The sequence below is a fragment of the Williamsia sp. Y721 genome (genome assembly GCF_059683565.1).
Genome location: NZ_JCASNH010000005.1, coordinates 248,224 through 273,086 on the forward strand (window position 1 = coordinate 248,224; position 24,863 = coordinate 273,086).

Consider the following 24,863-nt stretch of genomic DNA (forward strand, 5'->3'; position numbering starts at 1 on the left):
GCAACGGTATGCGAACGGCCGGTTTTGTTTGTCCGGTGGAACGACAGGGTGGTCACGGGTGGCCATGGTGATGACCAGTCCGGCGACCGCAACGACCAGCGTCCCCCTGGTTGTCGTCGAACCCACCTGGACCGACCTGCATGTCGGGTATCGGGTCGGAGCCCGCCATCCCCTGACCCAGGGAGCGGCGGGCAAGGCGATCCTGCTCGGCAGGAGCGAGTCCACCGAGGCCTACGTCGTCACCAGTGGTGAATTGCAGTCGGGTGCGATCGGTCTGGCAGCGCCGGTCCTGGGTGTCGACGGCCTGGAGGCCAACGTCGGCATCATCACGGTCCGAGAACTCGATGCCGACCAGGCGGGCCCCCGTGTCACCACCGCCGCAGCGGGACTGGCCAGGAGACTGACCGGCGTCCGGGAAGAGCCGGCGGCCGCGGCCGCGGAGGCCATGCGCCGCTGATGTTTTAGCCATCGTTCGCGGGGTATTCCGCAGCCTATGAGCGAGCATCCACGCCAGACGATTGCCTATCCCGGTAGCACCGGCGATATGCAGGACAAGCCACACGATGAAATGGCGTCCTATGTCGGTCGCGGCCTCCTGGAGGGCAAGAAGGCGCTGATCACCGGCGGTGACTCCGGCATCGGTCGGGCGGTGGCCATCGCCTTCGCCAAAGAAGGCGCCGACGTTGCCATTGCCTACCTCTCCGAAACGCAGGACGCCGAATACACGCGGGCCAAGGTCGAGGAGGCCGGCCGCAGTTGTCACCTCTTTTCCGGCGACCTTGCCGACCCCGGGCATTGCAAGGATGTGGTCGACCGTGCGGCCGCCGAACTCGGAACCCTCGACATCGTTGTCAACAACGTCGCCTTCCAAGCGGTTGTCGACGATTTCACCGAGCTCACCTCCGAGCAGTGGCAGCGCACGTTCGACGTCAACATCCACAGCTTCTTCCATGTGACACAGGCGGCACTGCAGTACCTCGGCCCGGGATCCTCCATCATCAACACCGGTTCCATCAACGGACTGCGCGGCAACAAGACGCTGATCGACTACTCCGCAACCAAGGGCGCCGTCATCGCCCTGACCTATTCGCTGGCACAGAGCCTTCTCGACCGCGGGATCCGGGTGAACTGTGTTGCGCCGGGACCGGTGTGGACTCCCCTGATACCGGCAACGATGCCCGCCGACAAAGTCGAAGACTTCGGAAAGCAGACACCGTACGGCCGGGCCGCGCAACCAGACGAGATCGCGCCGTCGTATGTGTTCTTCGCATCGGAGACCATGTCGTCCTACTACAGCGGCGAGGTGCTGGCGCCGATCGGCGGCGAGACCCTCCCCGGCTGAAAGTCCTTGTTCCGCACGACGTACACAGGAAAGAAGGTCCGTATCCATGATTCAGGTCGAACGTACGACGTCCGCAACACCCGCGCAGGTCTGGTCGATATTGTCGAATGGCTGGTTGTACAGCTCGTGGGTGGTCGGCACCTCGCGGATCCGCAATGTGGATCCGCAGTGGCCGCAGGCCGGATCGACGATCCAGCACTCGGTCGGCCTGTGGCCGGCCCTGATCGATGACAAGACGGAATCGGTGGAGTCATCCGCCGGGCTCCTCGTATTGAACGCACGCGCATTGCCGATCGGTTCGGCCGAAGTGCGGATCCACGTCGAGAAGGACGGCGACGGCTCCCGGGTCACGATGGACGAGACCGTCAACTCCGGACCCTTTCAGGTGATTCCGGACAGCATCCAACGACTCGCGGTCGCCCCGCGGCTCGAAGAATGTCTGCGCCGCCTGACGTTGCTGGCCGAAAACGGCGCCTCCTGATCTGCCATGTCAGTCAATCCGAACGACAGGCAGGACTCCGACGACAAGGTGCGCGCCCGGGCCGAGGAACTCGCGGGTCTGGCATCTCGCCACGGTTTGAAGATCGCAACCGCCGAATCGCTGACGGCAGGCAACATCGCGGCGACTCTGGGTCAGGCACCCTCGGCGGGGGACTGGTACCTCGGCGGCATCGTGGCCTACCACAAACGGGTGAAGCACTCGCTGCTCAAGGTTCCTCCCGGCCCCGTGGTGAGCAAGACCTCGGCCATCACGATGGCGGAGACCACCGCGAATCTGATGAGAGCCGACCTGGCACTGGCAGTCACCGGCGAGGCGGGACCGGAGACACAGGAGGACGTTCCCCCGGGCACTGTCTGGTTCGGCATCGCCGAACCGGGCCTGACCACCGCAACTCAGGAGATTTTCGACGGCTCGCCATCCGAGATTCTCGCCGCCGTGGTCGAGCGTTCCCTCGAGCTGTTGCTGCGGCACGCGTACTCGGTCGCCGCCATCTGAACTGCGAGTCGTCCAGAAACGAGGAGCGCGCGTGAGCGAACTGGCCGCGAGAATACGCACCGAGTTGCACGTGACCCCGCACATCGATGCGTCGGCAGAAATCGAACGTCGAGTCGATTTTCTCGCCGAGTATGCGCGTGAGGCGAATAGTGCCGGGTTCGTCCTCGGCATCAGTGGCGGGCAGGACAGCACGCTCGCCGGCCGACTCAGCCAACTCGCCGTGGACCGGTTGGCGTCCGTCGGTCACAACGCGGAGTTCGTCGGGGTCCGGTTGCCCTACGGACTCCAGGCCGACGAGTCCGACGTGGACCTGGCACTGGACTTCATCAAGCCGTCTCGGACGGTGGCCCTGAACATCGCCGAAAGCACCGACGCCGCCGCGACGGCCGCGGCGCATGCGCTCGGAATCGACCGCCTCACCGACTTCGTCCGGGGCAACATCAAAGCCCGCGAGCGCATGGTCGCCCAATATGCGATAGCCGGTGAGCTCGGACTCCTGGTGGTCGGTACCGATCACGCTGCCGAAGCCGTCACCGGGTTCTTCACCAAATACGGCGACGGTGGAAGTGACGTCAATCCACTCACCGGTCTCACCAAAGGCCAAGGAGCGCAGCTCCTTCAAGAACTCGGCGCGCCGGAGCGGACCTGGGAGAAGATCCCGACCGCGGACCTCGAGGACGACCGCCCGGCTCTCGCCGACGAAGAGGCCCTCGGTGTCACGTACGCAGACATCGACCGCTATCTGCAAGGGCAGCACGTGTCCGACGAAGCTGCCGGGGTCATCGAGTCCGCGTACCTCCGGACGCGACATAAAAGACATCTCGCCGTCACCCCGTATGACCGGTGGTGGCGCGGGCAGGGTTGCGAACCGGTGTGATGACTGCCACGATGTAGGAAGGTTAAGGACTAGCCACGTATCGCGTAGGCAGTCTTTCGGTTGCTTGCGCTCCCATCCATGGCGAGGGGCGATCTTGTCCATATACGACCACACCACATTCGCGACGACTCCGAAAACAGCGTCTCCACCCCTGACGATCTCCTCATCGCGCCAGGGGAACATCACCATCCTGGCTGTGTGCGGCGACATCGACCTGTTGACGATCGATCTGGTCCGACAGGCCATCGAGGGCGCCTTCCGTGAGCGAGCGACCAACCTTCTCGTCGATCTGACTCAGACCACGTTCCTGGCGTCTGCAGGTTTGAAGGCCCTCGAGCAGGCCCGGGAGCGCGCGGAGACAGCCGGGGCGATGTTCGCTGTGGTGACAGCGCGGCCCTCGACATCCCGCCCGATCATCGCCCTGCAACTCGAACAGGTACTCGATCTACACACCACCGTTGACGAGGTGGTGGAGCTGTGGAGTCGACCGGACGTCCACTGGCCCGAGCCGAGCCCGCTCGATTCGTGGTGGGTCGAGGTGATGTCCCACAAGACGCAGAACCGCCATTCTCGCCTCACCGACCATCGGTGATCGTCGGCCGCAAATCACAGGATTGATGTCGGTGGGTGCGGGGTACTCGGCAGCGGTGCCCGAAGCCAGTGGAAAACCGGCGCCGACCCACCAACGGCCGGAAGATGTCGACGACGCCACCATCGCCGCTGTCGGGAAAGTCTCCGAGGCATTGGAATGCCTCGAACGCGCCCGTGGTCATCTGTACTCGTTCCACCAGTTGATGGGTCATACCGACCTGCTACTCGGCGACGCCACCGTCGATCTCCGCGCTGCCGGACACGGTGATATCGCTGACCGGCTCGACGAAGATCTGGTCGGCCGGAATGTCGTCGAGGGCCGGTGGACGTTCCAGATCGTCGAAGACTTCGACGACACGTACTGGTCGGTGTTCCGGGACCATGAACGCCGGGTTCGGGAAGAGCTGCAGGCTGGTCGTCGCCATGTCTACGAGGCCGAGATGAAGGAACGTCGCCGAACCCATGGCCGCCGTCACCACGAATCGAGACCCGGCGCCTCGGACTGAACTCAGATGTGGCGTCCGCCGGTCACTTCGGCAACGGTCCCGGTCATATAGGACGACATCGACGAGGCGTAGAACAGTGCCACCGAAGCGATCTCGTCCGGCTCACCGGCTCGTCCCATCGGGATCTCCGTCATCTTCGAATCCCATGCCTTCTGCGGCATGGCCTCGGTCATGGCGGTGCGGATGAGTCCGGGCGCTATGACGTTGATTCGAACACCCAGGTGGGCAACTTCTTTGGCGGCCGCCTTGCTCAGGCCCACGATCCCGGCCTTGGCCGCCGAATAGTTCGTCTGTCCGAACATCCCGACCTTGCCCGAGATCGACGACATGTTGATGATCGATCCGCCGCCGTTTTCCCGCATGATGCCGGAGGCGAGTCGGGTGCCGATCCAGCAACCCTTGAGGTGGACGTCGATGACGTCGTCGAACTGCTGCTCGGTCATCTTGCGCATGGTGGCATCGCGGGTGATGCCGGCGTTGTTGACCATCACATCCAGGGAGCCGAAGGTGTCCGTCGCAGCCGCGAGCAAGGCTGCCACGTCATCGGCGGACGTCACGTTGGCGCGCACGCCGATCGCGTCGGCCGACAATGAGGCGGCAGCTTCCTTGGCCTTGGCCTCATCGAGATCGCCGATCACGATCCGGGCGCCGTTGTCGGCGAACGTCCGGGCGATGGCCAGCCCTATCCCCTGGGCTCCTCCGGTGATGACGGCAGTGCGGTTGTCCAGCATGATGTCCTTTCGGCGTTGAACGATTCTGCGTGAGATATGGCGCTACTGCGTCTTTTCGGGGTGATTCTCAGCGGGGTGATACTCGGGTGGTTGGACCGCGGCACCGCCGGCGATCAGAGCGTCAGCGGCCTCGCCGGAAAGACCTGATTCCAGAAGCAGGCGACGGGTGTGTTGCCCGAGTGCAGGCACATCGCCCATCGGCGCTTCGAAGTCGGCGAATGTGACCGGCGGTAGCAACGCCTGCACTCGGGCGTGTTCGGTCCCGATGGTGCGCCACCGATTCCGGGCGGCAAGTTGCGGGTGGTCGACCACCTGGTCGAGTTCTTTGATCTGTGCTGCCGGGATACCGGCAGCCCCCAGCGCGGCGTCGAGGTCGGCGGTGCTGCGAAGCCTCGTGCGCGCACTCACCTCCGCATCGCAGCCGGCTCGATTCTCGACCCGCGCCACATTCGTGGCATAGCGCGGATCGTCGGCCAACTCCGGCGCGTCGAGTACCTCGGTCACCAGCGCTCGCCAACCACGATCGGATTGCACCCCGATCAGGATCTGTCCGTCGCTGGTCTCGAACGCATCGTAGGGAGCAATCGAGATGTGGCTCAACCCCATTCGCGGCGGTGGCGTGCCCGTGTACATCTGCGTGTACATGGCATGGCCCATCCATTCGACCGTCGATTCGAGCATCGACACATCTATCACCGCCCCATCACCGGTGGTTGCCCGACGCAGCAGCGCGGCCAGAACCGCTTGCGCGCAATACATTCCGGATGCAATGTCGGCGGTCGGTATCCCGGTTTTCACCGCGGTCTCCGGCGTGCCGGTGACGGAGATGAGACCGGCCTCGGCCTGGATGAGCATGTCGTAGGATTTGCGCTGCTCCAGCAGACCACCCGCACCGAACCCGGACAGATTCACCACCACCAGTTCGGGGTGGTTTTCGCGGAGATCGTCAGCACCGAGTCCCAGTCGCTGCGCTGCGCCGGGTGCGAGATTCTGGACGAAGACGTCGGCGCGGGCGATCAGCCTGCGCACGGCGTCGAGGCCGTCGCTGCTCTTCAGGTCGACGGCGATGGATTCTTTGCCGCGATTGAGCCAGACGAAGTGTGCGCCCGTGCCCTCGACGAGGTGGTCGTAGCTACGTGCCAGATCGCCGTCGGGCCGTTCGACCTTGATCACCCTGGCACCGAGATCAGCGAGATTGCGGGTGGCGAGCGGGGCAGCCACCGCCTGCTCGACAGACACCACGGTGAACCCCTCGAGCGGCAATGTCATGACAGCTTCTTCTTCTCGGCACGGATCAGGCCGCCGCCGATGACGAGGCGCTGGATCTCGCTGGTGCCCTCATACAACCGAAGCACCCGGACGTCCCGGTAGATCCGTTCCACCGGCACGTCCCGCATGTAGCCGGCGCCGCCGTGAACCTGGACCGCGAGATCGGCCACCTTGCCGACCATCTCGGTGCAGAACAGCTTCGCCGCCGAGGGCGCGATCCGCCGGTCGGTGCCTTCGACCCAGGCCCTGGCCGCATCACGCACCATGGCGCGTCCAGCCATCACGCCGGTGTACTGGTCGGCCAGCATCGCCTGCACCAGCTGGAAATCCCCGATCGCCGTGCCGCCCTGAGTTGCGGTCGCCGCGTACGCAACCGACTCGTCGAGCGCCCGCTGGGCCTGACCGACCGCCAGGGCCGCGATGTGCACCCGGCCACGTGCGAGCGATGTCATCGCAGCGCGGTACCCGACCTCGGCGTCTGATCCGACCAGGGTTTCCGGCCCGACCCGAACTCCGTTGAAACCCACCTCGGCGGTGGCCGCACCTTCTTGTCCCATCTTCGCGTCTTTCGGACCGATCTCGACACCCTCCGCGGCAGCCGGGACAAGGAAGACCGCGATGCCGTTGCCGGTCTCCGGCGCCGGCGAGATGCGCGCGAAGACAACGAACAGATGCGCGTTCGGCGCGTTGGTGATGAACCGCTTGCCCCCGTCGATGATCCATCCGTCACCATCGACCCGTGCGGTTGTCTTCAGGCCGGCCGGATTGGAACCCGCACCGGGTTCGGTGAGCGCAAAGGACGCGACCACGTCCCCAGAAGCTATGCCCGGCAACCACTGTGCGCGTTGCTCATCCGTGCCGAATCCGACCAGCACCTGACCGGCGATCCCGTTGTTGGTCCCGAACATCGATCGGAGGGACAACGAGGTGTAGCCCAATTCCATTGCCAGCTCGACGTCCTGGATCAGGTTGAGCCCGAGGCCGCCCCACTCCTGGGGTATCGCGTAACCGAACAGGCCCATCTGCGCCACCTGGGTGCGCAGGTCGTCGGGGATCGTGTCGGTCTTCATGATCTCGAGCTCACGCGGCACCACGCGGGTCCGCACGAACTGGTTGACCTGCTTGAGGATGTCAGCGAAGACGTCGTCGGGTACGTCCGGATTGAGCGTGTCCATTCCAACACTATTGCCCCATTATTATGATCGGTCCAATACCCAATCCGGGCTTCTGTAATACGAATATCGCAATAGTCGACGAGAGGGACCCTCAGATGGACGTCGCACAACTGCGCGCGTTCCTCGCTGTTGCGGACGAGCTCCACTTCGGACGGGCCGCCGCCCGTCTCGACATGGCGCAGCCACCGCTGAGCCGGATCATCAAGCAACTCGAGCGTGACCTCGGAACCACCCTGTTCGAACGCAACACCCGCTCGGTGAAGCTGACCGTCAGCGGGCGGGCACTGATCGAGCCGGCGACCGAGGTCCTCGACGCGGTTCGGCGCGCGGGCGAGCAGGTGCGCGGCGCCGACAACGGAGACGTCGGCCTGGTCCGCATCGCCTTCGCCGGCGTCTCGACCCATCGACTCGTCGCCCGGCTGGCCCGGGAGGTGCGCTCCCGTCGTCCCGGTATCGCGCTGGAGCTTTCCAGCCAGAACTTCGCGCAACCATCGATGACCAAGCTGCTCACCGGCGAGACCGACATCAACTTCGGGCGGTGGGATGTCATCCCCGCCGAGGTGTCCGTGCGGGTGGTCATGACCGACTCCCTGGTGGTGGCGGTACCCGACACGCACCGACTGGCAACAGCTCGCCGGGTCCCGATCGCCGCGCTGGAGCAGGACAACTTCATCTCGTTGCCGCCACACGAGGGATCGGTCCTACCCGATCGGCTGCGCCGCCTGGCCCGCGAAGGCGGCTTTGTCGTCACCATCGCGCAGATCGCCCCCGACACGCAGACCGCCCTGGCGCTGGTCAGTGCCGAGGTCGGCGTCCATCTGACGCTGGCATCGGTGGCCAGGAATGTCAGCGACCCACAGGTCGTCTTCATCCCCGTCACCGATTCCGTACCCGATGTCGATCTGCGTGCCGCCTGGCGCACCGCCGATCCCAATCCGGCACTGCAGACGGTTCTCGACGAACTGATCAACATCGAACGAGCGGTCGTTTGAGTCGATCACCGCAGAATCAGATCAGTGGGGCTGCAGATAGGCGACGATCGCGTTGGTGATCCCGCGTCGCGCAAGATCGAGGTCGGTGTATGTGCCGAGTTGTTTCTCCGAGACGATCCCGCGCATCGCGCCGGGGATGAACGCGGCCACCTCGGCAACCCGGTCTGGATCCACATCCAGGCCGGCGAAGGCCCGACGGCACGTGTCCAGCCAGGCCCTACCCCACGATTCGAACTCTGCGGCGGTGCGCGGAAACAGGCGTTCGAGCTCGGCGCGCTCACGCGGCAGCGCGGCCCGCAGGTTCTCGATCGCCCGGGAATCGCCGACGGTCAGACCCTCGTACATGTTGTCGACGATGGCGCCGACCCGCACCTGCAATGACGCGTCGGCCGGCGCACTGACCGGCAGATCACCCCGACGTCCCGCGATACGTTGCAGAACCGCTGCCCACAGCCCGTCGATGTCGCCGAACTGATATTTGACCGCACCCCAGGTCGCACCGATTTCCTTGGCGATCCGGTTACCTGACACCGCCGCCGGGTCGCCGGTGGCCAGCGTCCGTAATGCGGTGTCCAACATCGATTCTCGGGTGGCCAGGCCGCGTTTGTTGCTACGCCTGCCGACCACGCCCGATTCGCTCACCTGGGCAACTCTATCTGCTGCACGCACCGAAACCGGGTTTCACCGAACCCTCTGTTCTTTTTTCACAGACCCCACTACGATTCTGGACAGATCGAGTCGGGACTCTGCCGGACGAAGGGATGCCAGATGGCCAGAACGCCCCTGTCGATGAAACCCACCGGCTGGTTTCAGGTGGCATGGGCCGCCGAGATCGGGGTCGGCGACGTCCACCGGATGAAGTACTTCGACACCGAGATGGTCGCGTGGCGATCCGCCACCGGCGAGGTGTCCGTGATGGACGCCTACTGTGAGCATCTCGGCGCGCACCTCGGCTACGGCGGACATGTCGAAGGCGATCGCATCGTCTGTCCATTCCATGGGTGGGAGTGGAACAGCCAGGGCCGCAACGTCTGCATCCCCTACGAGAAGCACCCGAACAAGGGCCGACGCATCCGGACCTATCCGGTGGCCGAACTCAACGAATCGATCTTCATCTGGCATGACGTCGATCGCGCCGAACCTTATTTCGACGTCCCCGACGTCCTCGCCGGATTCGACGACAACTGCACTGCCGCTGATTATTACCCGTCCTATCCCCAGGCAACGCTGTTCCGGCCCGATCTGGAGTTGCATCCGCAATACGTCATGGAAAACGGTGTGGACTTCGCGCATTTCAAGTTCGTCCACAAGGTCCCGTTCATGCCCGACATCACCAGGCACGATTTCACCGAACCCACCTCATACGTCGACTTCACGATCGCCTTCGACGAGAACACCAAGGCCGACGAGGTCAACAGCGGCGTACAGGCGATCAACGCCGGCCTCGGGGTCGCGGCCACCAAGAGCTGGGGCATGATCGACAACCGAACGCTCACCGCCGTGACACCCGTCGACGATCTCACCTCCGACATCCGCTTCAGCGTCTGGATCGGCCGGAAACCAAACGACCAACGTACCGAAATCCCGCGCGGGGCGAAGTTTCTCGCCGATGCGGTCATCGAGCAGTTTGTCGCCGACATCAACATCTGGTCGCATCAGCGCTACTCCGACCCCCCAGCCCTGTCACGGGGCGAATACGAGGGCTTCACGCAATTGCGGCAATGGGCCACGCAGTTCTACCCGACGAAAGGACTTCACCGATGAGCAACACAGAGGCTGACCGCATTCGCGTATTCCAGGTGGCGACGGGCAACGTAGGCACCGAGATGATCAAGCGTATCGGCAACCACCCGGATCTCGACCTGGTCGGATTGCACTGCTACACACCGGAGAAGATCGGACGCGACGCCGGCGAGCTCGCAGGGCTCGATCCCAACGGCGTGATTGCCACCGGGACCATCGAGGAGATCATCTCGGCCCGGCCCGACGTACTGACCTTCCACGGGGTCTTCCCCGACGAAGCGCTGTACGAAAAGGTCCTCGACGCCGGCATCAACATCGTCACGACCGCAGACTGGATCACCGGACACCATCGCAACCAGAACCACCCACACCCGTCGGGCCGAAAGGTATCCGAGGTCCTGCAGGACGCCTGCCTGCGTGGGGGTTCGACGTTCTATGGCACCGGCATGAATCCCGGTCTCAACCAGATCCTCGCGGTGGCGCACAGCGCCGACGTGTCGGAGATCGAGAACGTCACCGTGATCGAATCGGTGGACGTCTCCTGTCACCACTCGGTCGATACCTGGAAAGAAGTCGGCTACGGCGTATCGGTCGACGACCCCAGCATCCCCGGCTCCCTCGAGAAATACACGCGCGTATTCGCCGACAGCGTCTATCTGATGGCCGACTGTTTCGGCCTCGAACTCGACGAGGTCACGTTCTCCTATGAACTCGGCGCCTGCACCAAGGACATCGATCTCGGCTGGTATCAGCTACCCAAGGGTTCATTGGGCGCCAACTACATCAAATACCAGGGCCTGGTCGACGGGATACCCCGCATCGAATCGCACCTCGAATGGCAGATGACCCCGTACACCAGTCCGTCCTGGGACATCAAGGGCTGCTACATCACCCAGATCTCGGGCGACCCGAACATCTACAGCAAGCACATGATCTTCCCCAAACCCGGTGTCAAACTGGATAATCCAGAGGATTTTGCATCAATCGGCATGACCGTCACCGGACTTCCGGCACTCAACGCGATCAGAAGTGTCGTCGATGCCAAGCCCGGCATTCTCACCAGCGCCGACATGCCGTTGCGAGGCTTTGCCGGCCGCTTCAAGGTCTGATCCTTTCCCCCACCTTCTGTAAACGAGAGGTTAAGGGTCAGAGCCCTAATCGCAGCATAAAGGTGGACTCGCTTAGTTGCGCTTCACATTCACGCCGGAACGGCTATCGTCTATTTTCAAGGACGGCGTTCAACAAATGGCACATGCCGGGGCATGGGAAATGGGCGTATGGCCACCACCAGTGAAGAAGTTGCCACCAGTTCATCCCGAATGAGTGTTCCCACCCTGACCGCAATGGTCGTGGGATCGATGATCGGCGCCGGGGTGTTCTCGCTGCCCGCCCGGTTCGGTGGTTCCGCCGGAGCGTTGGCCGCGATCATCGCATGGATCATCGCCGGTGCCGGAATGTTGACCCTGGCACTGGTTTTCCAGCATCTCGCGGTTCGTAAACCGCACCTCAATGCGGGTGTGTTCTCCTACGCCAAAGCCGGATTCGGTGACTACGTGGGATTCAATTCCGGCTTCGGCTACTGGGCGAGTGCCTGTGCAGGCAACGCCTTCTACTGGGTGTTCATCATGACCACGATCGGCCAGGCCTGGCCGGCGCTGGGTAAAGGCGACACCGTCCTTGCCGCAGTGCTGTCGACCATCGGGATCTGGGTGTTTGCGGCGCTGATTGCGCGTGGGGTGAAGGATGCAGCGGTCATCAACCGCATCGTCACCGTCGCAAAAATCGTGCCGATCCTGGTGTTCATCGTGCTGGCCGCCCTCGCCCTGGACACCGGGGTCTTCTACGACAACTTCTGGGGTACTGACGACTTCTCGGTGTCCGCGGTGTTCGAACAGGTCAAGGACACCATGGTGATCACGGTGTTCGTTTTCCTCGGTATCGAGGGCGCGAGCGTCTATTCCCGATACGCCCGCCGACGCGAAGACGTCGGCCGGGCAACGGTGTTGGGATTTGTCAGCGTTCTGTGTGTCTTCGCATCAGTGACACTGTTGTCGTACGGCGTGTTGCCCCGCGAGGAAATCGCCGACCTGCGCCAGCCCTCGATGGCACCACTACTCGCAGACATCGTCGGTGACTGGGGCAGCGTATTCATCAGCGTCGGTGTGGTGGTCTCCGTTCTCGGCGCCTATCTCGCGTGGACCCTGATGGCTGCCGAGGTGCTGTTCATACCCGCTGAAGATCAGGATATGCCGCGCTTTCTGCGCCGCAAGAATGGTGCCGGAGCACCGATCGCAGCGTTGTTGCTCACGTCTGTGATGGTGCAGGCACTAATTGTTGTGGTGCTGTTCTCCGACGACGCACTGAACTTCCTACTCGACCTTTGTACAAGCTTGTCGCTGATCCCTTATTTCCTCGCGGCGGCCTACGCACTCAAGATCGCGATCGACCGAAAGCCCGGCGCCACGATCGAAAAGCGGCCGCTGATCATCGCGGCCCTGGCGACCATCTACACCCTGTTCCTCATCGTCGCCGCCGGCCCCGAGTTCTTGCTGCTCTCATGCATCGTCTACGCGCCGGGCACAGCTCTCTACATCAAGTCCCGCCGCGAGGCCGGTGAGCGCACCTTCACACCCCCAGAGATGGTTCTCTGCGGCGTGCTCTTCACCGGAGCCGTCGCCGGAATCATCGGCCTGGCAATGGGATACATCACCATCTGACCTGTATCCGGCCAGTGATCAGTTTGCTCGACCCAGCGCGAAAGGACAACAATGACCAGCAGTTCAGGCTCCTCGCCCGCTACCACCTACGGGGTTCATTCCGAAGTCGGCCGCCTTCGCAAGGTGATGGTGTGCGCCCCAGGCCTCGCACACCGCCGCCTGACTCCCACGAACAGCGACGACCTGTTGTTCGACGACGTGATGTGGGTGGAAAACGCGCAGCGTGATCACGCCGACTTCGTCAACAAACTCACCGGTCGCGGTGTCGATGTGGTCGAGTTGCACGACGCGCTGGCCGAGACGTTGCGCACTCCGGGCGCCCGAGATTGGTTGCTGGACAGAAAGATTGTTCCCAACCGCGTCGGGCTCGGTTTGGTCGACGACACCCGCGGATACCTGGAAACCCTTGAGCCCCGACACCTTGCCGAAGTGCTGATCGGCGGCCTGTCGACCGCGGACCTACCCGACGACTTCCGCTCCGGGTACGTCAGTCTGGCCCGCGAATCGGCCGGTCCCCGTGACTATTTGATGCCACCGTTACCAAACACTCTGTACACGAGGGATACCACCTGCTGGTTGTACGGCGGGGTGACCCTCAATCCCCTCTACTGGCCGGCCCGCAAAGACGAAACACTCATCTACAAGGCGATCTACGACTTCCATCCCGACTTCGTCGGCTCCACCGTGTGGTGGGGTGATCCTGACAGCGAGTGGGGACAGGCAACATTCGAGGGCGGCGACATCATGCCGGTCGGTAACGGTGTCGTTCTGATGGGGATGAGTGAACGCACGTCACGGCAGGCGATCACGCAGGTCGCCGCGGCGTTGTTCGCCCAGGGCGCCGCCGAGCGGATCATCGTGGCAGGTATGCCCAAACTGCGGGCGGCCATGCATCTCGACACCGTCTTCACCTTCGCCGACCGCGATATCGTAACGCTCTATCCTACGATCATGGATGCGGTACACACCTTCACCCTCGTGCCCTCAGATACCGCACCGGGCGTTGACGTCATCGACAACGAGGGTGCGGCGTTTGTCGACGTCGTCGCGAAAGCTCTCAATCTGAAGTCTTTGCACGTCATCGAAACCGGCGGCGACGTCTACCAATCCGAACGACAGCAATGGGACAGCGGCAACAATGCGGTCGCCCTGGAACCCGGTGTGGTCTTCACATACGACCGCAACACGTTGACCAACACACTGCTCCGTAAAGCCGGTGTCGAGGTCATCACGATCGTCGGAGCCGAACTCGGCCGGGGTCGCGGTGGTGGGCACTGCATGACCTGTCCCATCATTCGAGACGCCGTGGACTACTGAACGCTGCCGATCCCAGCCGCCTTCGGATTACCCGACTGCGATGGGCGTGACGGGACTGCCCGTCGCCCCTGGGATGTTCAGTGGCGCGATGGTGAGCAGGAATTCGTAGCACCGGTCCCGCGAGAGATCTTGCAGCGCAAGATGCTCCACCAGATGAATTCCGTGCGACACCAGCAGGACAATATGCGACCCCAGGTAGACGCCCTGATCGAACGGCAATGCCTCGACCGCAGAATTGTCCGCCCCGACCACTGAAACATCCGACGCGGCAAGATGCTTCGCCAATTCGAGGCCGATACCAGGTTGGGGATGAATATCGAATCCATCATCTGGGTTCATATACCCCTCGAGCCACCCGGTGCGAATCAACACGATGTCGCCCGAACGGAGTACGACGGACTCACTTGACAACGCCTGTTCGAACTCGGCAACGGTGATCACATGCCCGGGTTCGAGCGCACTGACACCAAGGGCTGCAGCGACATCCACGAGTACACCGCGACCGACAATCGCACCGATCTTGTCGATACCGCATCGCGGTGCTCCACGCATCGAAGAGACGTCCTCTGCTGGGAAGCCGTTGTACAACTTTCGGCCCTCGTACACATGGCCGAGGGCGTCAAGATGGGTAGCGGTATGTGCCGCCATCACGAGCATGTCCTCGTTGGCGCCCACACCCTCCGCTCCGCCAACCGAACGATGAAACGCCTCATCTCCCTGTCCCGCGAGCGTCAGACGCTGTGGTGCGCCGCGGAACTCGAAGTTCGGGGTCCCGGATCGCTGGATCGGGATACTCAGCGAGTAGACCTTGCCCGTTTTCGGGGCGTTCAGCGCGGCCTTGACCACATCCGGAGTGAGCAGGTTGAGCGCTCCCCGTTCGTCATCGGCGCCCCAGCGACCCCAGTTGTTCGTCGTTCCCATCGCGCTCCCTGTTTCCCGTGATCGCCGAACCCCCGAACGAGCCGAGTGGTGTTCTTGTTCTACACGGGCTGGCCGATGGTCTTGACCTCGAGGTACTCCTTGAAACCGAAGTCGCCGTTGCGTCGGCCCAGACCGCTCTGTTTGGTGCCACCGAACGGGCTGGTGATCCCGAAGAACGACTTGCTGTTGACGGTGACACTGCCGGTTCGCAATCGCTGGGCTATACGCAGTGCCCTGTCGTTGTCGGCACTGCTGACCTCGCCCGACAGTCCGTAGATCGAGTTGTTGGCGATGGCAATCGCCTCGTCGTCGGTGTCATACGGGATCACGGTTAGAACGGGGCCGAAGATCTCCTCCTGCGCCACTTGCGAATCGGGGTCGACGTCGGCGAGCAGTGTCGGCTCGACGTAGTAGCCGGTCGGTAGGTTCTCCGGGATGCCGCCGCCGGTGATCACCCTGGCTCCGGAATCGATACCCGACCGGATCAAACCGAGGACTTTGTTCCGTTGGGTTTCGCTGATCTGCGGGCCTTGCATGATGCCCTCTTGCCACGGATCGCCCATCGGTATGTTCTGCATCGTTGCCGCCAGAATCGCCAGTCCCTCCTCGTAACGGCTACGCGGCAACAGGATTCGGCTGGGCAGGATGCAACTCTGTCCCGACATCGCGCATGCCATCATCGCCGCCATCGGCAGACAGGCGGTGAGATCGGCGTCATCGCAGACGATATGAGCGGACTTGCCACCCAGTTCCATCAGTGATTTCTTCACCGTCGCGGCTCCGGCCGCCAGAATCGCCCGCCCGGTGGCCGTGGACCCGGTGAACGTGATCATGTCGACCCTCGGATCGGCCGACAGCGCCGCACCCACCTCATTGGCGTTCGAGACCACCACGTTGAACACTCCGGCCGGGATGTCGGTTTCCTCGGCGACGATCCGGCCCAGCTCGCTGCCGGACCACGGTGTCCACTGAGCGGGCTTGAGCACCACGGTGTTCCCCGCCATCAGCGGTGCCACGGTCTCGGCGATGTTCAGGTAGAACGGCACATTCCACGGCGTGATCGCACCGACAACACCCACGGGGTCATAGTGGATCAGGTGCCGCGCCTGCCCCATCACCGTCTCGTGGACACCGGTGTCTTCGAGGTAGTCGAACGCTCGGCCGTACTCGGCCCAATGCTTGACCTCCGCGATCGGGGCATCGACCTGACTGCTGGTCATGCTGATCGGGCAACCCACCTCGGTCACCACGATCCGCCGGATTCGTTCTTTGTTGCGTTCCAGCGCCTCATGCAGCTGCGTCAGGCAGTGGTACCGGAACTCGACATCGCGGGACCAGTCGGTCTCGTCGAATGCCCGGCGTGCAGCACCGACGGCCCGTTCCATGTCCGCGACGGTGCCGTCCGTCGCCTGGCCGGCCACCAGCTCGGACCCCGGGTGGATCACGTCGAAGAGTGCGCCACTTGCGGTGTACTGCAGCTTCCCATCGATCAGCATCCGTTGATCACCGGCGAGCAAACCGGTCTCGACCTGAACGTCAGTCATCGCTATCTCCTTGCAACAGAGCGTGTCCGGATTCCGCCATGCGACAGAGCACGCAGTTGTGTCGGTACGGTACTCCGATCACCACCGCGCAGGGGCAGGAATGTCCAATTCCAGTGGCCGTTCATAAGATAGGTCGCTTCGGTCACGCGTACCGACGAGGTAGCCCTTCTCGGTGAAGAAGGACGAGGCGAGCACCCGCGCATCACCCAGGAACATCGCCTCCACGGTTGAGCGCCGAAGCGCGATGCGCCACTGCCCTTCTCGGCGCTCCAGCCGATCGAGGTAACGACCACTGATGAACTGCGCGGTCTTTCCGTCGCCACCGACGAGAACGACGAGCACATAACTTTCGGCATGCGCGGTATCACCGTCGATCTCGCACGAATGCGTTGTGATGTTGTGGGTGTGCACCTTCGACGTCTCGGCATGTACTTTGTTGGCCCAATCCCCGTAATCAGGGCCCTGGTTGGTCGCATAACCGTGCTCGTCGACGGCATCTTCGTGATACGCAGCGGTTATCAGGTCGACATCGTGACGATCGCACCCGCGTGCGTGCCGCGCGATGCAATCCAGAATTGCGGCCCGATCCTTGAGGTACAGAACATCTGCCTGCAACTGCTCCAGAGTGGTTTCGAGCGTCGACATATTTCTCCGTTTCGCGATACTTCTCCGCCGGAGCGGACCGGCCGGCGGTACTCGGCCCAATCGACTGCGACCAAGCCCACAGCCACTATACAGTCGTACAGCGAACGAGGGGTGCGAAAATGAACAAGACTCAACAAAGTGAGGAACGTGGACATGCCACCATCGGCTCGGCGCGTAGGCGCAGAAACGTCGAAGACCAGGGACGTAATACTCGACACCGTCGAAAAGATCATGGTCGCCGACGGTTATCCGAGCGTCACGTACCGCGTGCTGGCAACGAAGGCCGGCGTGACACCGAGCCTCGTCCAGTACTACTTCCCCACCCTCGACGACATCTTCCTCGCCGCCCTGCGCCGGCGCACCGAGGAGAACGCCCAGCGCCTCACCGCAGCACTGAAGGCCCGCCCCGACGAGCCGTTGCACGTCATGTGGGAGTTCAGTTGGGCCGAAGCCAAGGGGGCACTGGTCACCGAGTTCATGGCGCTCGGCAACCATCGCCCGAAAATCGGTGCCGAGATCGCCAAGGTCACCGCGCAGATACGGCAGATCCAGCTCGACACCTTGGCTGCAGACGCCGCCACCACCGGCACTGCCGACTTGCCGCTTTCCCCCGGAGGACTCACGGTCCTCATCTCCGGCATTCCGAAATTGCTGAACCTCGAAAAGGGTGCAGGCATCACCGACGCCCACGAAGATGTGGTGGCGTCCTTCGAGTCATTCATCGACTCGATCGAACCGCCGAAGTCGCCGCGCCCCCGGAAACGGGCGACTCGTACCCGTAGCTGACCCGCGGCCCCGACTCCCGCGAGGCCATAGACCCTCTGCAGGCCTAGACGCCCGCCGGCCCGGGCGCACCATGCATGTACAACGTTTGACCGGAACAGAAGCTTGCCGCGTCGGAGGCGAAGAACAAGACGCCATAGCCGATTTCATCTGGTTCCCCCAACCTGCCGAGCCCGTTGGTCCCCGCCACCGAGTCCGGATCGAGGTTGTATTTCGCGAGCTCGTCGGTCAGCGTCGGCGCTCGGACCGCACCGACCGCGATGGCGTTGACGCGAATTCCCTTGCCTGCCCATGCCGCTGCCATCGAACCGGTCAGGTTGTTGACCGCAGCCTTAGCCGCCGCATACGGCGCTGCCTGCGGCATCGACAGCAGACTTGCCCCCGACGAGATGTTGACGATCGCCCCTTTGCCCTGCTCAATCATGTGAACAGAGGCCGCCCGCGACAGATTCCAGACGCTGCCCATGTTGAGGGCAAAGACGTCAGCGAACTCGTCCTCGGTCCACCTCTTGATCGACTTCGTCTCGGCGCCACCGGCACTGTTGACCAGGATGTCCACCCGACCGAACTCGGCCACCGTCCGATCCACGAGCTCCTGGCATCCGGCCGCGGTACTGACATCCGCCGGTACCGCCAGCGCGCGACGTCCCAGCGCGTCGATCTCCTTCGCGGTGGACTCCAGCGGATCAGGGCGACGGCCGGCGAGCACGACATCCGCGCCATGCTCTGCGAGGACCAGCGCCGCGCCGCGCCCGATACCGGTGCCACCACCGGTCACCAGCGCGACGCGCCCTTCGAGGGAGAATCGATCACTCATTTCACTGCTCCTTTGTTCGATGTGCCGGCAATCCATGAAGCCGACGGCCGAAACCGCACGTGCTCCAGTCGGATTCGACGATGCACCAGCGGTAACGACGAAGTACGACCATTTGCTGTACGAGCGTATAGCAGTTGATCTATGCTCGTCCACGAAACCCGAATCAAGGAGTTTTTCGTGAGCGATGTGTATTACGACCCGTGGGACGTCGAGATCGATATCGACCCGTATCCGACCTACCGACGACTGCGCGACGAGGCGCCGCTCTACTACAACAAACGACACGACTTCTGGGGCTTGAGCCGCTACGCCGACATCGACGCGGCGTTGCGGGATCCGCAGCGGTTCAGTTCCGCAAAGGGCGACATCCTCGAAGTGGTCAAGGCCGATCCGGTGATGCCGCCAGGTGTGTTCATCAACGAAGACCCACCCCTGCACACCATCCATCGCAAGATCGTGGGTCGGGCTTTCACCCCGCGGAAGATGAAAATGATCGAAGACAAGGTCCGTGCATTCTGCAACGCCTGCCTCGATCCCCTGGTCGGCTCCGATCGCTTCGATTTTGTACTCGACCTGGGCGCGGAGCTCCCGATGCGGACCATCGGCATGCTCGTCGGTATCCCCGACGCCGACCAGCCGAGTGTGCGAGCCGAGGCAAATCGCGTGTTGCGCAACAAACCCGGTGAGCCGCTACCGGTGAAGAAAGACCACTACTTCGACGGTGACATGTTCACCGACTACGTCGACTGGCGGATCAAGAACCCTTCCGACGACCTCATCACCGAACTGCTGAACGTGGAGTTCGAAGACGACACCGGCACCACCAGGAACCTCCGCAAGGATGAGCTCCTCATCTTCCTGGCCGTCATCGCGGGGGCCGGGGTCGAGACCACCGGCCGACTGTTCGGCTGGATGGGCAAGGTGCTGGCCGAAAATCCTGATCAGCGTAAAGAACTGACACAGGACCACTCACTCATCCCGGGCGCCATCGATGAACTCCTGCGGTTCGAGCCGCCGGGACCTCACGTCGCCCGGTATGTGACCGAAGATGTTGAACTGCACGGACAGACGGTTCCAGCCGGCAGCGCGTTACTGCTCATGCTGGCCTCGGCAAACCGCGACGAACGCACCTTCGACAATCCGGACCGATTCGACATCCACCGGCAACCCGGTTCACTCCTGAGCTTCGCCAAAGGCGCGCACTTCTGCCTCGGCGCCCCACTGGCCCGCCTCGAAGGCCGGGTTGCACTCGAAGAGGTCCTGAACCGGTTCCCGGAGTGGGACATCGACCTGACCCAAGCCCGCCGAGCCCGCAGTTCCACCGTGCGCGGCTGGGATTCGATGCCGGCGATCATCGGCCGATGAACATCTGGAAATTCATGTGGCGCACCGTACTCTCGCCGCCACAGTCGCTCACCGCAACCGGCTCGGCCATCACCATTCTCACGTGCCCGGCATTCTCCCTATGCCACGTACACATCGATGCGGCACCGGTGAACAGCACCGGGCCGGATCAATGGCCCGCGAACGCCTCGGCCAGCCACCAGGACCCGCCGTCATTGGTGACCTTCGCGTCGATCACGAGCGGCCGGGCGGCGCCGGCCGCGCGATAGCCCTCCACCCAGGTGCGCACTTCATCCAGATCATCGAGTGTGCGCACGGTGACCCCGGCAGCACCGAAACCTCGTGCGATGGACGCGATATCGGTTTCCGGAAAGGTCACCGTATCGTGGTCGGCGTCATCGAAGTGGTGCACCTCTGCACCGTAGGCGGAGTCGTTGTAGACGATCGCGACCAACGGCAGGCGCAGGCGTACCGCGGTGTCGATTTCGGAGATACCCATGAGGAATCCACCGTCGCCCGCGCCGAGGACACCGAGCCGGTCGGGCTGTGCGATCCCCGCTCCGATCGCGGTGTAGAGCCCGAGTCCGATCGATTGGTATGCCTGGGTGAAGCAAAAGCCATGATGGTCGGGGACCGAGAGATGAGTGGACGGGTAACCCATGAAGTTCCCGGAATCAATGGACACGATCCGCTCCGTGGGCAGGATCTCGTCGAGTGCGATGGTCAGCGCACGTGAGTCGATGCGATCGCCGCCCGACGAGTCATCGACCGGGACATCCTGCCAGCGAGCCGATTCCGCGATTTTCGCCCGTACGACAGCAGTCCGGTAGCGCGTTGCCCCTTCCGGCTCCACATCCGACAATTCCGCGAGAACGTCGGTGGCGGTCAGCGCACAATCGCCGATGATCCCGAGATCGACGGGACGGTGCGCGCCGATCGCGTCGACGTCGTCGTCGACCTGGACGACGGTTGCCTCCGGTCCGATCAATCGGCCGTGTCGCATCGTCCACATGTTGAGGGCGCATCCCCAGCCGACAATGAGGTCGGCGTCCGAGATCAATTCCGCGGAGGTGGGCGACGAGAACCCGCCGGAGATGCCGAGGGAGAACGCATCGTCGGCGAAGAGTCCGTTGGCGACCGCCGACGTCGCGACCAAAGCCCCGCTCGCCAAAGCGAGTTCGGCGATCTGCCGGCCGGCGTCGCGGCCGCCCCGCCCGGCGACGAACACCGGCCGCTGCGAGCCACGTATGGCATCGACGAGCCGGGTGACCGCATCGGTGTTGGGCCGCACCCGCGGCTCTTCGACCGTGATCCCGATGGGCCTCTGCACACTGGCACGCTGTGCCGCGACGTCGATGGAGACGTTGAGGACGACGGTGCGCCGTTGGGTTACGGCGTTCCGGTAGGCACGGGTGACATCCGCGACGACGGTCTGCGCCGAATACACGCGATCACTGATCGCGCCGACGCTGGTGACGAGCGTGTCCTGATCGATGCGAAAATTGGAGCGCAGGGCCGCCGCGGGACTGTCGGCGGTCAGGACGATCATCGGGGTCCGGCTCTTGGCGGCCTCGGTGATACCGGTCATCGCGTTGGTGAGACCGCAACCCTGGTGCAGCGACACGACTCCCACCCGCGACGACATCCGCGAGTACGCGTCGGCCATCGTCGCCGCCCCACCTTCGTGGCGGGCCGCGGTGAACGGCACACCCCCGGCACGCAGTGCATTGGTCATCACGAAATTGCCGCTACCGACCACCCCGAACACGTGGCCGGCACCGAGGTCGGCCAGGACTCGTCCGACAACGTCGGCAACGGTGGGTCCGTACGTGCTCACGCACGCGCTCCGGTTACACCTGCTCCGACTACGACGGCCAGGACGCGAGACGGGCTACCGGTCCCGCCGACGATGGGCAGCGGGCTCACCACCAGCAGGGCACCGGTGACGGGGAGTTGACCGAGGTTTCGCAGTGAAGTGATGCCGTATTTGTCGTTGCCGAGGAAGTAGTTGTGCACCGGGAAGGCGGGGTCGAAACCGCCTGCGAGACCGGCGTCCACCCCGACGGTCTCCACGCCGAGGCCGGTGATCTCGCGCTCGGTGGCCAGCCAGCGCGCGCAATCGGCCGCCACGCCCGGTGTGTGCGAGCCGGTCTCGTCGGCGTTGAGGAATTCCGCCTCGGATCCGCCCCGCGACTCCCAGCCGGTGCGCAGCAGCAACCACGCGCCCGCTGCGAGCGGCCCGTTGGCCGCTTCCCACTCCTCGACGTCGGCGATGCTCAGGAGGTAGTCGGGGTCGTCGGCGACCTTCGTGGTCAGGTCGATGACAGCAGCCGGTCCGATGAGTCGCTGCACCGGGATCTGCGATACGTCGTCACCGTCGCGACCGGTGATCCAATGCACCGGCGCATCGAGATGGGTCCCGATGTGCTCACCCGTATGGATGTTGTTGTGACGCCAGAACGGGCCGGGTTCGTTGTAGGCGCTGACCTCTTCGAGGCTGAAGTCGATGAGGTTCGCGAACGGCTCGGGCAGGCGCAACGCCGGGGTCGAACTGCTCAGCGGCGTGGTCAGGTCGATCACCTCGAGGCTGCCGGTGAGGATGCCGTCGAGAAAGTTCGACAGGACGGTGGTATCGGGGACGGTCATGTCAGCACCTCGGTTCTTCCGTGTTGGCTATGCACGTCACGGTAGTCCGACACAGCGGGCAGCCACGCACGGTCCCAGGAGAGTCACCATTTCCACCTGCAGCCCATTCCCCCTGTGCTATACACATACCGATGCTGTACGTACGTATAGCAGACAGCGGGAGGTTCGATGAATTCAGAAGCCGCGCACAATGATCCGTCCGGACGCGTAGCCGTCGTCACCGGCGGTGGATCGGGCTTGGGCGAATCGATCTGCCACCATCTGGGGCGGCAGGGTCACCAGGTGGCAGTACTCGACACCGACACCGGCGCCGCAGAGCGGGTGGCCGCCGACGTCCGGGCAGCGGGGTCCAAGGCGTTGGCGGTGGCCGTGGACGTCGCAGACCAGACATCCGTCAACGCCGCATTCGATATCGCCCGGAGCCAACTCGGCCCTGTCGAGATCCTGGTGACCAGCGCGGGTGTCTCCGGATTCACCCCGTTCGAAGACATCACCCTCGACGAATGGAATCGGTACATCGCCGTCAATCTCACCGGCACCTTTCTCTGCGCGCAGGCGGCGATACGCGACATGGTGGACGCCGGTTGGGGCCGGATCGTGACGATCTCGTCGGCGGCCGGGCAAACCGGTGCGCTTCGCCAAGGCCACTATTCGGCCACCAAAGGTGGTGTCATCGCGTTCACCAAGACGTTGGCCCTGGAATACGCCGCCAAAGGAATCACCGTCAACACGGTTCCCCCCTTCACCATCGACACCCCGATGTTGCGGGCCGCACAGGATGCCAAGCATCTCCCCGAGGCCAAGTACATCTCCCGGGTGATCCCGTCCGGGCGGGTCGGGAGCGGCGACGACATCGGCGCAACATGCGCTTTCCTGTGCTCCGACGCCGCCGGCTACATCACGGGGCAGGTCATCGCGGTCAACGGAGGCGCGGTGATGTCGGGATAGAACTCCGAGGCGTTACAACACAACAGTTTTCGAGTATTCGATATTGATCGTCGATCAGAAACCTTTGGAAGGAACAACTATGGGACGTGTTCAAGGCAAGGTCGCATTCATCACCGGAGCCGCACGCGGCCAAGGCCGCAGCCACGCGGTGCGGCTTGCCGAAGAAGGTGCCGACATCATCGCGGTCGACCTGTGCGAAAACCTCAGCACCGTCAACTATCCCCTTGCCACACCAGAAGATCTCGCCGAGACCGCCCGGCTGGTCGAAAAGCATGATCGACGTATCGTCACGGTCCAGGCCGATGTTCGAGAGCGTGCCCAGATGGTCGCGGCGCTGGACCAAGGTCTCGCCGAGTTCGGCAAGGTCGACGTGGTGATCGCCAATGCCGGAATCGCCGCAATGACCGGTGAACCCGGCATCAACGCATGGATCGACACCATCGACACCAATCTGCTCGGCGTGATCAACGCCGTGCAGGCGGCACTGCCACATCTGCAAGCGGGCGCATCACTCATCGCCACCGGTTCGACTGCCGCCCTGATGGATGTGAGCAAAACCGATGCCCCCGGGCAGGAACTCGGCGGCGCCGCATACGCATTGGCCAAACGCCAGCTGACGCATTTCATGCACATGGTCGCCCTGCACATGGCCCCCCGCAACATTCGTGCCAATGTCGTGCACCCCACCAACTGCAACACCGACATGCTCCAGAGCGAACCGATGTACAAGGCTTTCCGTCCCGATCTCGAACATCCCACGCGCGCCGATGCCGAGCCCGGATTTGCGGTGATGCAGGCAATGCCGATCCCCTACGTCGAGCCCGAGGACATCACCAACGCCGTGTTGTTCCTGGCCTCCGACGAATCGAGGTACATGACCGGCATGCAGCTGCGAATCGACGGCGGCGGGTACCTCAAGTGGTACGACTTCAAACTCTGAGGGATCGGTTCACAACCG

General features: G+C 63.4%; 26 protein-coding genes. 16 read left to right on the plus strand and 10 right to left on the minus strand.

Annotated features, from left to right (window positions below):
• The first annotated feature begins 58 nt into the window (after positions 1 to 58).
• The 7 genes from AC56PL_RS24630 to AC56PL_RS24660 all read left to right on the plus strand — a co-directional run bounded on the left by AC56PL_RS24630 (position 59) and on the right by AC56PL_RS24660 (position 4,313).
• Positions 59 to 457, plus strand: a complete 399-nt coding sequence (locus AC56PL_RS24630) for an IclR family transcriptional regulator (protein WP_497155444.1) — start codon at positions 59 to 61, stop codon at positions 455 to 457.
• 36 nt (positions 458 to 493) lie between these two features.
• The gene (locus tag AC56PL_RS24635; protein WP_497155445.1) at positions 494 to 1,342 is read left to right on the plus strand and encodes an SDR family oxidoreductase; all 849 of its coding nucleotides are present in this window, start codon (positions 494 to 496) and stop codon (positions 1,340 to 1,342) included.
• 46 nt (positions 1,343 to 1,388) lie between these two features.
• Positions 1,389 to 1,823 carry an SRPBCC family protein gene (locus AC56PL_RS24640; RefSeq protein ID WP_495517460.1) on the plus strand — a complete coding sequence of 145 codons (435 nt, stop codon included), beginning with the start codon at positions 1,389 to 1,391 and terminating at the stop codon, positions 1,821 to 1,823.
• A 6-nt stretch (positions 1,824 to 1,829) separates the two neighbouring features.
• Positions 1,830 to 2,339: a CinA family protein gene (locus AC56PL_RS24645; RefSeq protein ID WP_497155446.1), complete on the plus strand. Its 510-nt coding sequence runs from the start codon at positions 1,830 to 1,832 to the stop codon at positions 2,337 to 2,339.
• A gap of 31 nt (positions 2,340 to 2,370) precedes the next feature.
• Positions 2,371 to 3,216 carry an NAD(+) synthase gene (gene nadE / locus AC56PL_RS24650; RefSeq protein WP_497155447.1) on the plus strand — a complete coding sequence of 282 codons (846 nt, stop codon included), beginning with the start codon at positions 2,371 to 2,373 and terminating at the stop codon, positions 3,214 to 3,216.
• A 94-nt stretch (positions 3,217 to 3,310) separates the two neighbouring features.
• Entirely contained in the window at positions 3,311 to 3,808 is a 498-nt protein-coding gene (locus AC56PL_RS24655; RefSeq protein ID WP_495517457.1) for an anti-sigma factor antagonist, read from the plus strand.
• Positions 3,809 to 3,833: 25 nt separating this feature from the next.
• Positions 3,834 to 4,313, plus strand: a complete 480-nt coding sequence (locus tag AC56PL_RS24660) for a hypothetical protein (protein ID WP_495517456.1) — start codon at positions 3,834 to 3,836, stop codon at positions 4,311 to 4,313.
• A gap of 2 nt (positions 4,314 to 4,315) precedes the next feature.
• On the opposite strand, the gene fabG is transcribed toward AC56PL_RS24660, so the two are convergent.
• The 3 genes from fabG to AC56PL_RS24675 are packed head-to-tail and all read right to left on the minus strand — an operon-like array spanning position 4,316 to position 7,488.
• Positions 4,316 to 5,044 carry a 3-oxoacyl-ACP reductase FabG gene (fabG, locus tag AC56PL_RS24665; RefSeq protein ID WP_495517455.1) on the minus strand — a complete coding sequence of 243 codons (729 nt, stop codon included), beginning with the start codon at positions 5,042 to 5,044 and terminating at the stop codon, positions 4,316 to 4,318.
• A gap of 42 nt (positions 5,045 to 5,086) precedes the next feature.
• Positions 5,087 to 6,313: a CaiB/BaiF CoA transferase family protein gene (locus AC56PL_RS24670; RefSeq protein ID WP_497155448.1), complete on the minus strand. Its 1,227-nt coding sequence runs from the start codon at positions 6,311 to 6,313 to the stop codon at positions 5,087 to 5,089.
• Positions 6,310 to 7,488, minus strand: coding sequence for an acyl-CoA dehydrogenase family protein (locus AC56PL_RS24675; RefSeq protein WP_497155449.1), 1,179 nt, complete (start codon positions 7,486 to 7,488; stop codon positions 6,310 to 6,312). Before AC56PL_RS24675 ends, AC56PL_RS24670 begins: the two co-directional genes overlap by 4 nt.
• Positions 7,489 to 7,583: 95 nt before the next feature.
• Between AC56PL_RS24675 and AC56PL_RS24680 the strand changes: the two genes are divergently transcribed.
• On the plus strand, positions 7,584 to 8,480 hold the full coding sequence (locus AC56PL_RS24680; protein WP_495517452.1) for a LysR substrate-binding domain-containing protein: 897 nt from the start codon (positions 7,584 to 7,586) through the stop codon (positions 8,478 to 8,480).
• Positions 8,481 to 8,501: 21 nt separating this feature from the next.
• On the opposite strand, the gene AC56PL_RS24685 is transcribed toward AC56PL_RS24680, so the two are convergent.
• On the minus strand, positions 8,502 to 9,059 hold the full coding sequence (locus AC56PL_RS24685; RefSeq protein WP_497155643.1) for a TetR/AcrR family transcriptional regulator: 558 nt from the start codon (positions 9,057 to 9,059) through the stop codon (positions 8,502 to 8,504).
• A gap of 189 nt (positions 9,060 to 9,248) precedes the next feature.
• On the opposite strand from AC56PL_RS24685, the gene AC56PL_RS24690 reads away from it, so the two are divergent.
• The 4 genes from AC56PL_RS24690 to AC56PL_RS24705 all read left to right on the plus strand — a co-directional run bounded on the left by AC56PL_RS24690 (position 9,249) and on the right by AC56PL_RS24705 (position 14,257).
• Positions 9,249 to 10,244, plus strand: a complete 996-nt coding sequence (locus AC56PL_RS24690; RefSeq protein ID WP_495517451.1) for a Rieske 2Fe-2S domain-containing protein — start codon at positions 9,249 to 9,251, stop codon at positions 10,242 to 10,244.
• The gene (locus tag AC56PL_RS24695; protein ID WP_497155450.1) at positions 10,241 to 11,332 is read left to right on the plus strand and encodes an NAD(P)H-dependent amine dehydrogenase family protein; all 1,092 of its coding nucleotides are present in this window, start codon (positions 10,241 to 10,243) and stop codon (positions 11,330 to 11,332) included. The genes AC56PL_RS24690 and AC56PL_RS24695 overlap by 4 nt, the downstream gene beginning before the upstream one ends.
• Before the next feature lie 168 nt (positions 11,333 to 11,500).
• Positions 11,501 to 12,940, plus strand: a complete 1,440-nt coding sequence (locus tag AC56PL_RS24700) for a basic amino acid/polyamine antiporter (RefSeq protein ID WP_495517449.1) — start codon at positions 11,501 to 11,503, stop codon at positions 12,938 to 12,940.
• Positions 12,941 to 12,991: 51 nt separating this feature from the next.
• Positions 12,992 to 14,257 (plus strand): arginine deiminase, encoded by a 1,266-nt coding sequence (locus AC56PL_RS24705; protein WP_495517448.1) that lies wholly within the window; start codon positions 12,992 to 12,994, stop codon positions 14,255 to 14,257.
• A gap of 27 nt (positions 14,258 to 14,284) precedes the next feature.
• On the opposite strand, the gene AC56PL_RS24710 is transcribed toward AC56PL_RS24705, so the two are convergent.
• The 3 genes from AC56PL_RS24710 to AC56PL_RS24720 form a co-directional block, all read right to left on the minus strand.
• Complete coding sequence (locus tag AC56PL_RS24710) at positions 14,285 to 15,178, minus strand: cyclase family protein (RefSeq protein ID WP_497155451.1); 894 nt, start codon at positions 15,176 to 15,178, stop codon at positions 14,285 to 14,287.
• A gap of 59 nt (positions 15,179 to 15,237) precedes the next feature.
• A complete protein-coding gene (locus AC56PL_RS24715; protein WP_497155452.1) occupies positions 15,238 to 16,722 on the minus strand; it encodes an aldehyde dehydrogenase family protein in 1,485 nt (494 codons plus the stop codon).
• Positions 16,723 to 16,800: 78 nt separating this feature from the next.
• A complete protein-coding gene (locus AC56PL_RS24720) occupies positions 16,801 to 17,367 on the minus strand; it encodes a nuclear transport factor 2 family protein (protein WP_495517445.1) in 567 nt (188 codons plus the stop codon).
• Between the two features lie 153 nt (positions 17,368 to 17,520).
• On the opposite strand from AC56PL_RS24720, the gene AC56PL_RS24725 reads away from it, so the two are divergent.
• On the plus strand, positions 17,521 to 18,153 hold the full coding sequence (locus AC56PL_RS24725) for a TetR/AcrR family transcriptional regulator (protein ID WP_495517444.1): 633 nt from the start codon (positions 17,521 to 17,523) through the stop codon (positions 18,151 to 18,153).
• Positions 18,154 to 18,196: 43 nt separating this feature from the next.
• Here the strand turns inward: AC56PL_RS24725 and AC56PL_RS24730 are convergent, their stop codons facing one another.
• Positions 18,197 to 18,967: an SDR family NAD(P)-dependent oxidoreductase gene (locus AC56PL_RS24730; RefSeq protein WP_495517443.1), complete on the minus strand. Its 771-nt coding sequence runs from the start codon at positions 18,965 to 18,967 to the stop codon at positions 18,197 to 18,199.
• Between the two features lie 177 nt (positions 18,968 to 19,144).
• Here AC56PL_RS24730 and AC56PL_RS24735 point away from each other — a divergent pair, with 177 nt between their 5' ends.
• Entirely contained in the window at positions 19,145 to 20,332 is a 1,188-nt protein-coding gene (locus AC56PL_RS24735) for a cytochrome P450 (RefSeq protein WP_495517442.1), read from the plus strand.
• Between the two features lie 148 nt (positions 20,333 to 20,480).
• On the opposite strand, the gene AC56PL_RS24740 is transcribed toward AC56PL_RS24735, so the two are convergent.
• Positions 20,481 to 22,148: a thiamine pyrophosphate-binding protein gene (locus AC56PL_RS24740; RefSeq protein ID WP_497155453.1), complete on the minus strand. Its 1,668-nt coding sequence runs from the start codon at positions 22,146 to 22,148 to the stop codon at positions 20,481 to 20,483.
• Positions 22,145 to 22,957, minus strand: coding sequence for a cyclase family protein (locus AC56PL_RS24745; RefSeq protein ID WP_497155454.1), 813 nt, complete (start codon positions 22,955 to 22,957; stop codon positions 22,145 to 22,147). The genes AC56PL_RS24740 and AC56PL_RS24745 overlap by 4 nt, the downstream gene beginning before the upstream one ends.
• A 168-nt stretch (positions 22,958 to 23,125) precedes the next feature.
• Here AC56PL_RS24745 and AC56PL_RS24750 point away from each other — a divergent pair, with 168 nt between their 5' ends.
• Positions 23,126 to 23,905 (plus strand): 3-oxoacyl-ACP reductase FabG, encoded by a 780-nt coding sequence (locus AC56PL_RS24750; RefSeq protein WP_495517439.1) that lies wholly within the window; start codon positions 23,126 to 23,128, stop codon positions 23,903 to 23,905.
• 79 nt (positions 23,906 to 23,984) lie between these two features.
• Entirely contained in the window at positions 23,985 to 24,845 is an 861-nt protein-coding gene (locus tag AC56PL_RS24755) for a mycofactocin-coupled SDR family oxidoreductase (protein WP_482140407.1), read from the plus strand.
• Positions 24,846 to 24,863: the final 18 nt, after the last annotated feature.

What these genes read in the sequence shown, in the direction of transcription:
- AC56PL_RS24635 (WP_497155445.1), top strand. Translation starts at nt 494, where the DNA reads ATGAGCGAGCATCCACGCCAGACGATTGCCTATCCCGGTAGCACCGGC.
- AC56PL_RS24640 (WP_495517460.1), top strand. Translation starts at nt 1,389, where the DNA reads ATGATTCAGGTCGAACGTACGACGTCCGCAACACCCGCGCAGGTCTGG.
- AC56PL_RS24645 (WP_497155446.1), top strand. Translation starts at nt 1,830, where the DNA reads ATGTCAGTCAATCCGAACGACAGGCAGGACTCCGACGACAAGGTGCGC.
- AC56PL_RS24660 (WP_495517456.1), top strand. Translation starts at nt 3,834, where the DNA reads ATGTCGGTGGGTGCGGGGTACTCGGCAGCGGTGCCCGAAGCCAGTGGA.
- fabG (WP_495517455.1), bottom strand. Translation starts at nt 5,044, where the DNA reads ATGCTGGACAACCGCACTGCCGTCATCACCGGAGGAGCCCAGGGGATA.
- AC56PL_RS24670 (WP_497155448.1), bottom strand. Translation starts at nt 6,313, where the DNA reads ATGACATTGCCGCTCGAGGGGTTCACCGTGGTGTCTGTCGAGCAGGCG.
- AC56PL_RS24675 (WP_497155449.1), bottom strand. Translation starts at nt 7,488, where the DNA reads ATGGACACGCTCAATCCGGACGTACCCGACGACGTCTTCGCTGACATC.
- AC56PL_RS24680 (WP_495517452.1), top strand. Translation starts at nt 7,584, where the DNA reads ATGGACGTCGCACAACTGCGCGCGTTCCTCGCTGTTGCGGACGAGCTC.
- AC56PL_RS24685 (WP_497155643.1), bottom strand. Translation starts at nt 9,059, where the DNA reads ATGTTGGACACCGCATTACGGACGCTGGCCACCGGCGACCCGGCGGCG.
- AC56PL_RS24690 (WP_495517451.1), top strand. Translation starts at nt 9,249, where the DNA reads ATGGCCAGAACGCCCCTGTCGATGAAACCCACCGGCTGGTTTCAGGTG.
- AC56PL_RS24695 (WP_497155450.1), top strand. Translation starts at nt 10,241, where the DNA reads ATGAGCAACACAGAGGCTGACCGCATTCGCGTATTCCAGGTGGCGACG.
- AC56PL_RS24700 (WP_495517449.1), top strand. Translation starts at nt 11,501, where the DNA reads ATGGCCACCACCAGTGAAGAAGTTGCCACCAGTTCATCCCGAATGAGT.
- AC56PL_RS24705 (WP_495517448.1), top strand. Translation starts at nt 12,992, where the DNA reads ATGACCAGCAGTTCAGGCTCCTCGCCCGCTACCACCTACGGGGTTCAT.
- AC56PL_RS24710 (WP_497155451.1), bottom strand. Translation starts at nt 15,178, where the DNA reads ATGGGAACGACGAACAACTGGGGTCGCTGGGGCGCCGATGACGAACGG.
- AC56PL_RS24715 (WP_497155452.1), bottom strand. Translation starts at nt 16,722, where the DNA reads ATGACTGACGTTCAGGTCGAGACCGGTTTGCTCGCCGGTGATCAACGG.
- AC56PL_RS24720 (WP_495517445.1), bottom strand. Translation starts at nt 17,367, where the DNA reads ATGTCGACGCTCGAAACCACTCTGGAGCAGTTGCAGGCAGATGTTCTG.
- AC56PL_RS24725 (WP_495517444.1), top strand. Translation starts at nt 17,521, where the DNA reads ATGCCACCATCGGCTCGGCGCGTAGGCGCAGAAACGTCGAAGACCAGG.
- AC56PL_RS24730 (WP_495517443.1), bottom strand. Translation starts at nt 18,967, where the DNA reads ATGAGTGATCGATTCTCCCTCGAAGGGCGCGTCGCGCTGGTGACCGGT.
- AC56PL_RS24745 (WP_497155454.1), bottom strand. Translation starts at nt 22,957, where the DNA reads ATGACCGTCCCCGATACCACCGTCCTGTCGAACTTTCTCGACGGCATC.
- AC56PL_RS24750 (WP_495517439.1), top strand. Translation starts at nt 23,126, where the DNA reads ATGAATTCAGAAGCCGCGCACAATGATCCGTCCGGACGCGTAGCCGTC.
- AC56PL_RS24755 (WP_482140407.1), top strand. Translation starts at nt 23,985, where the DNA reads ATGGGACGTGTTCAAGGCAAGGTCGCATTCATCACCGGAGCCGCACGC.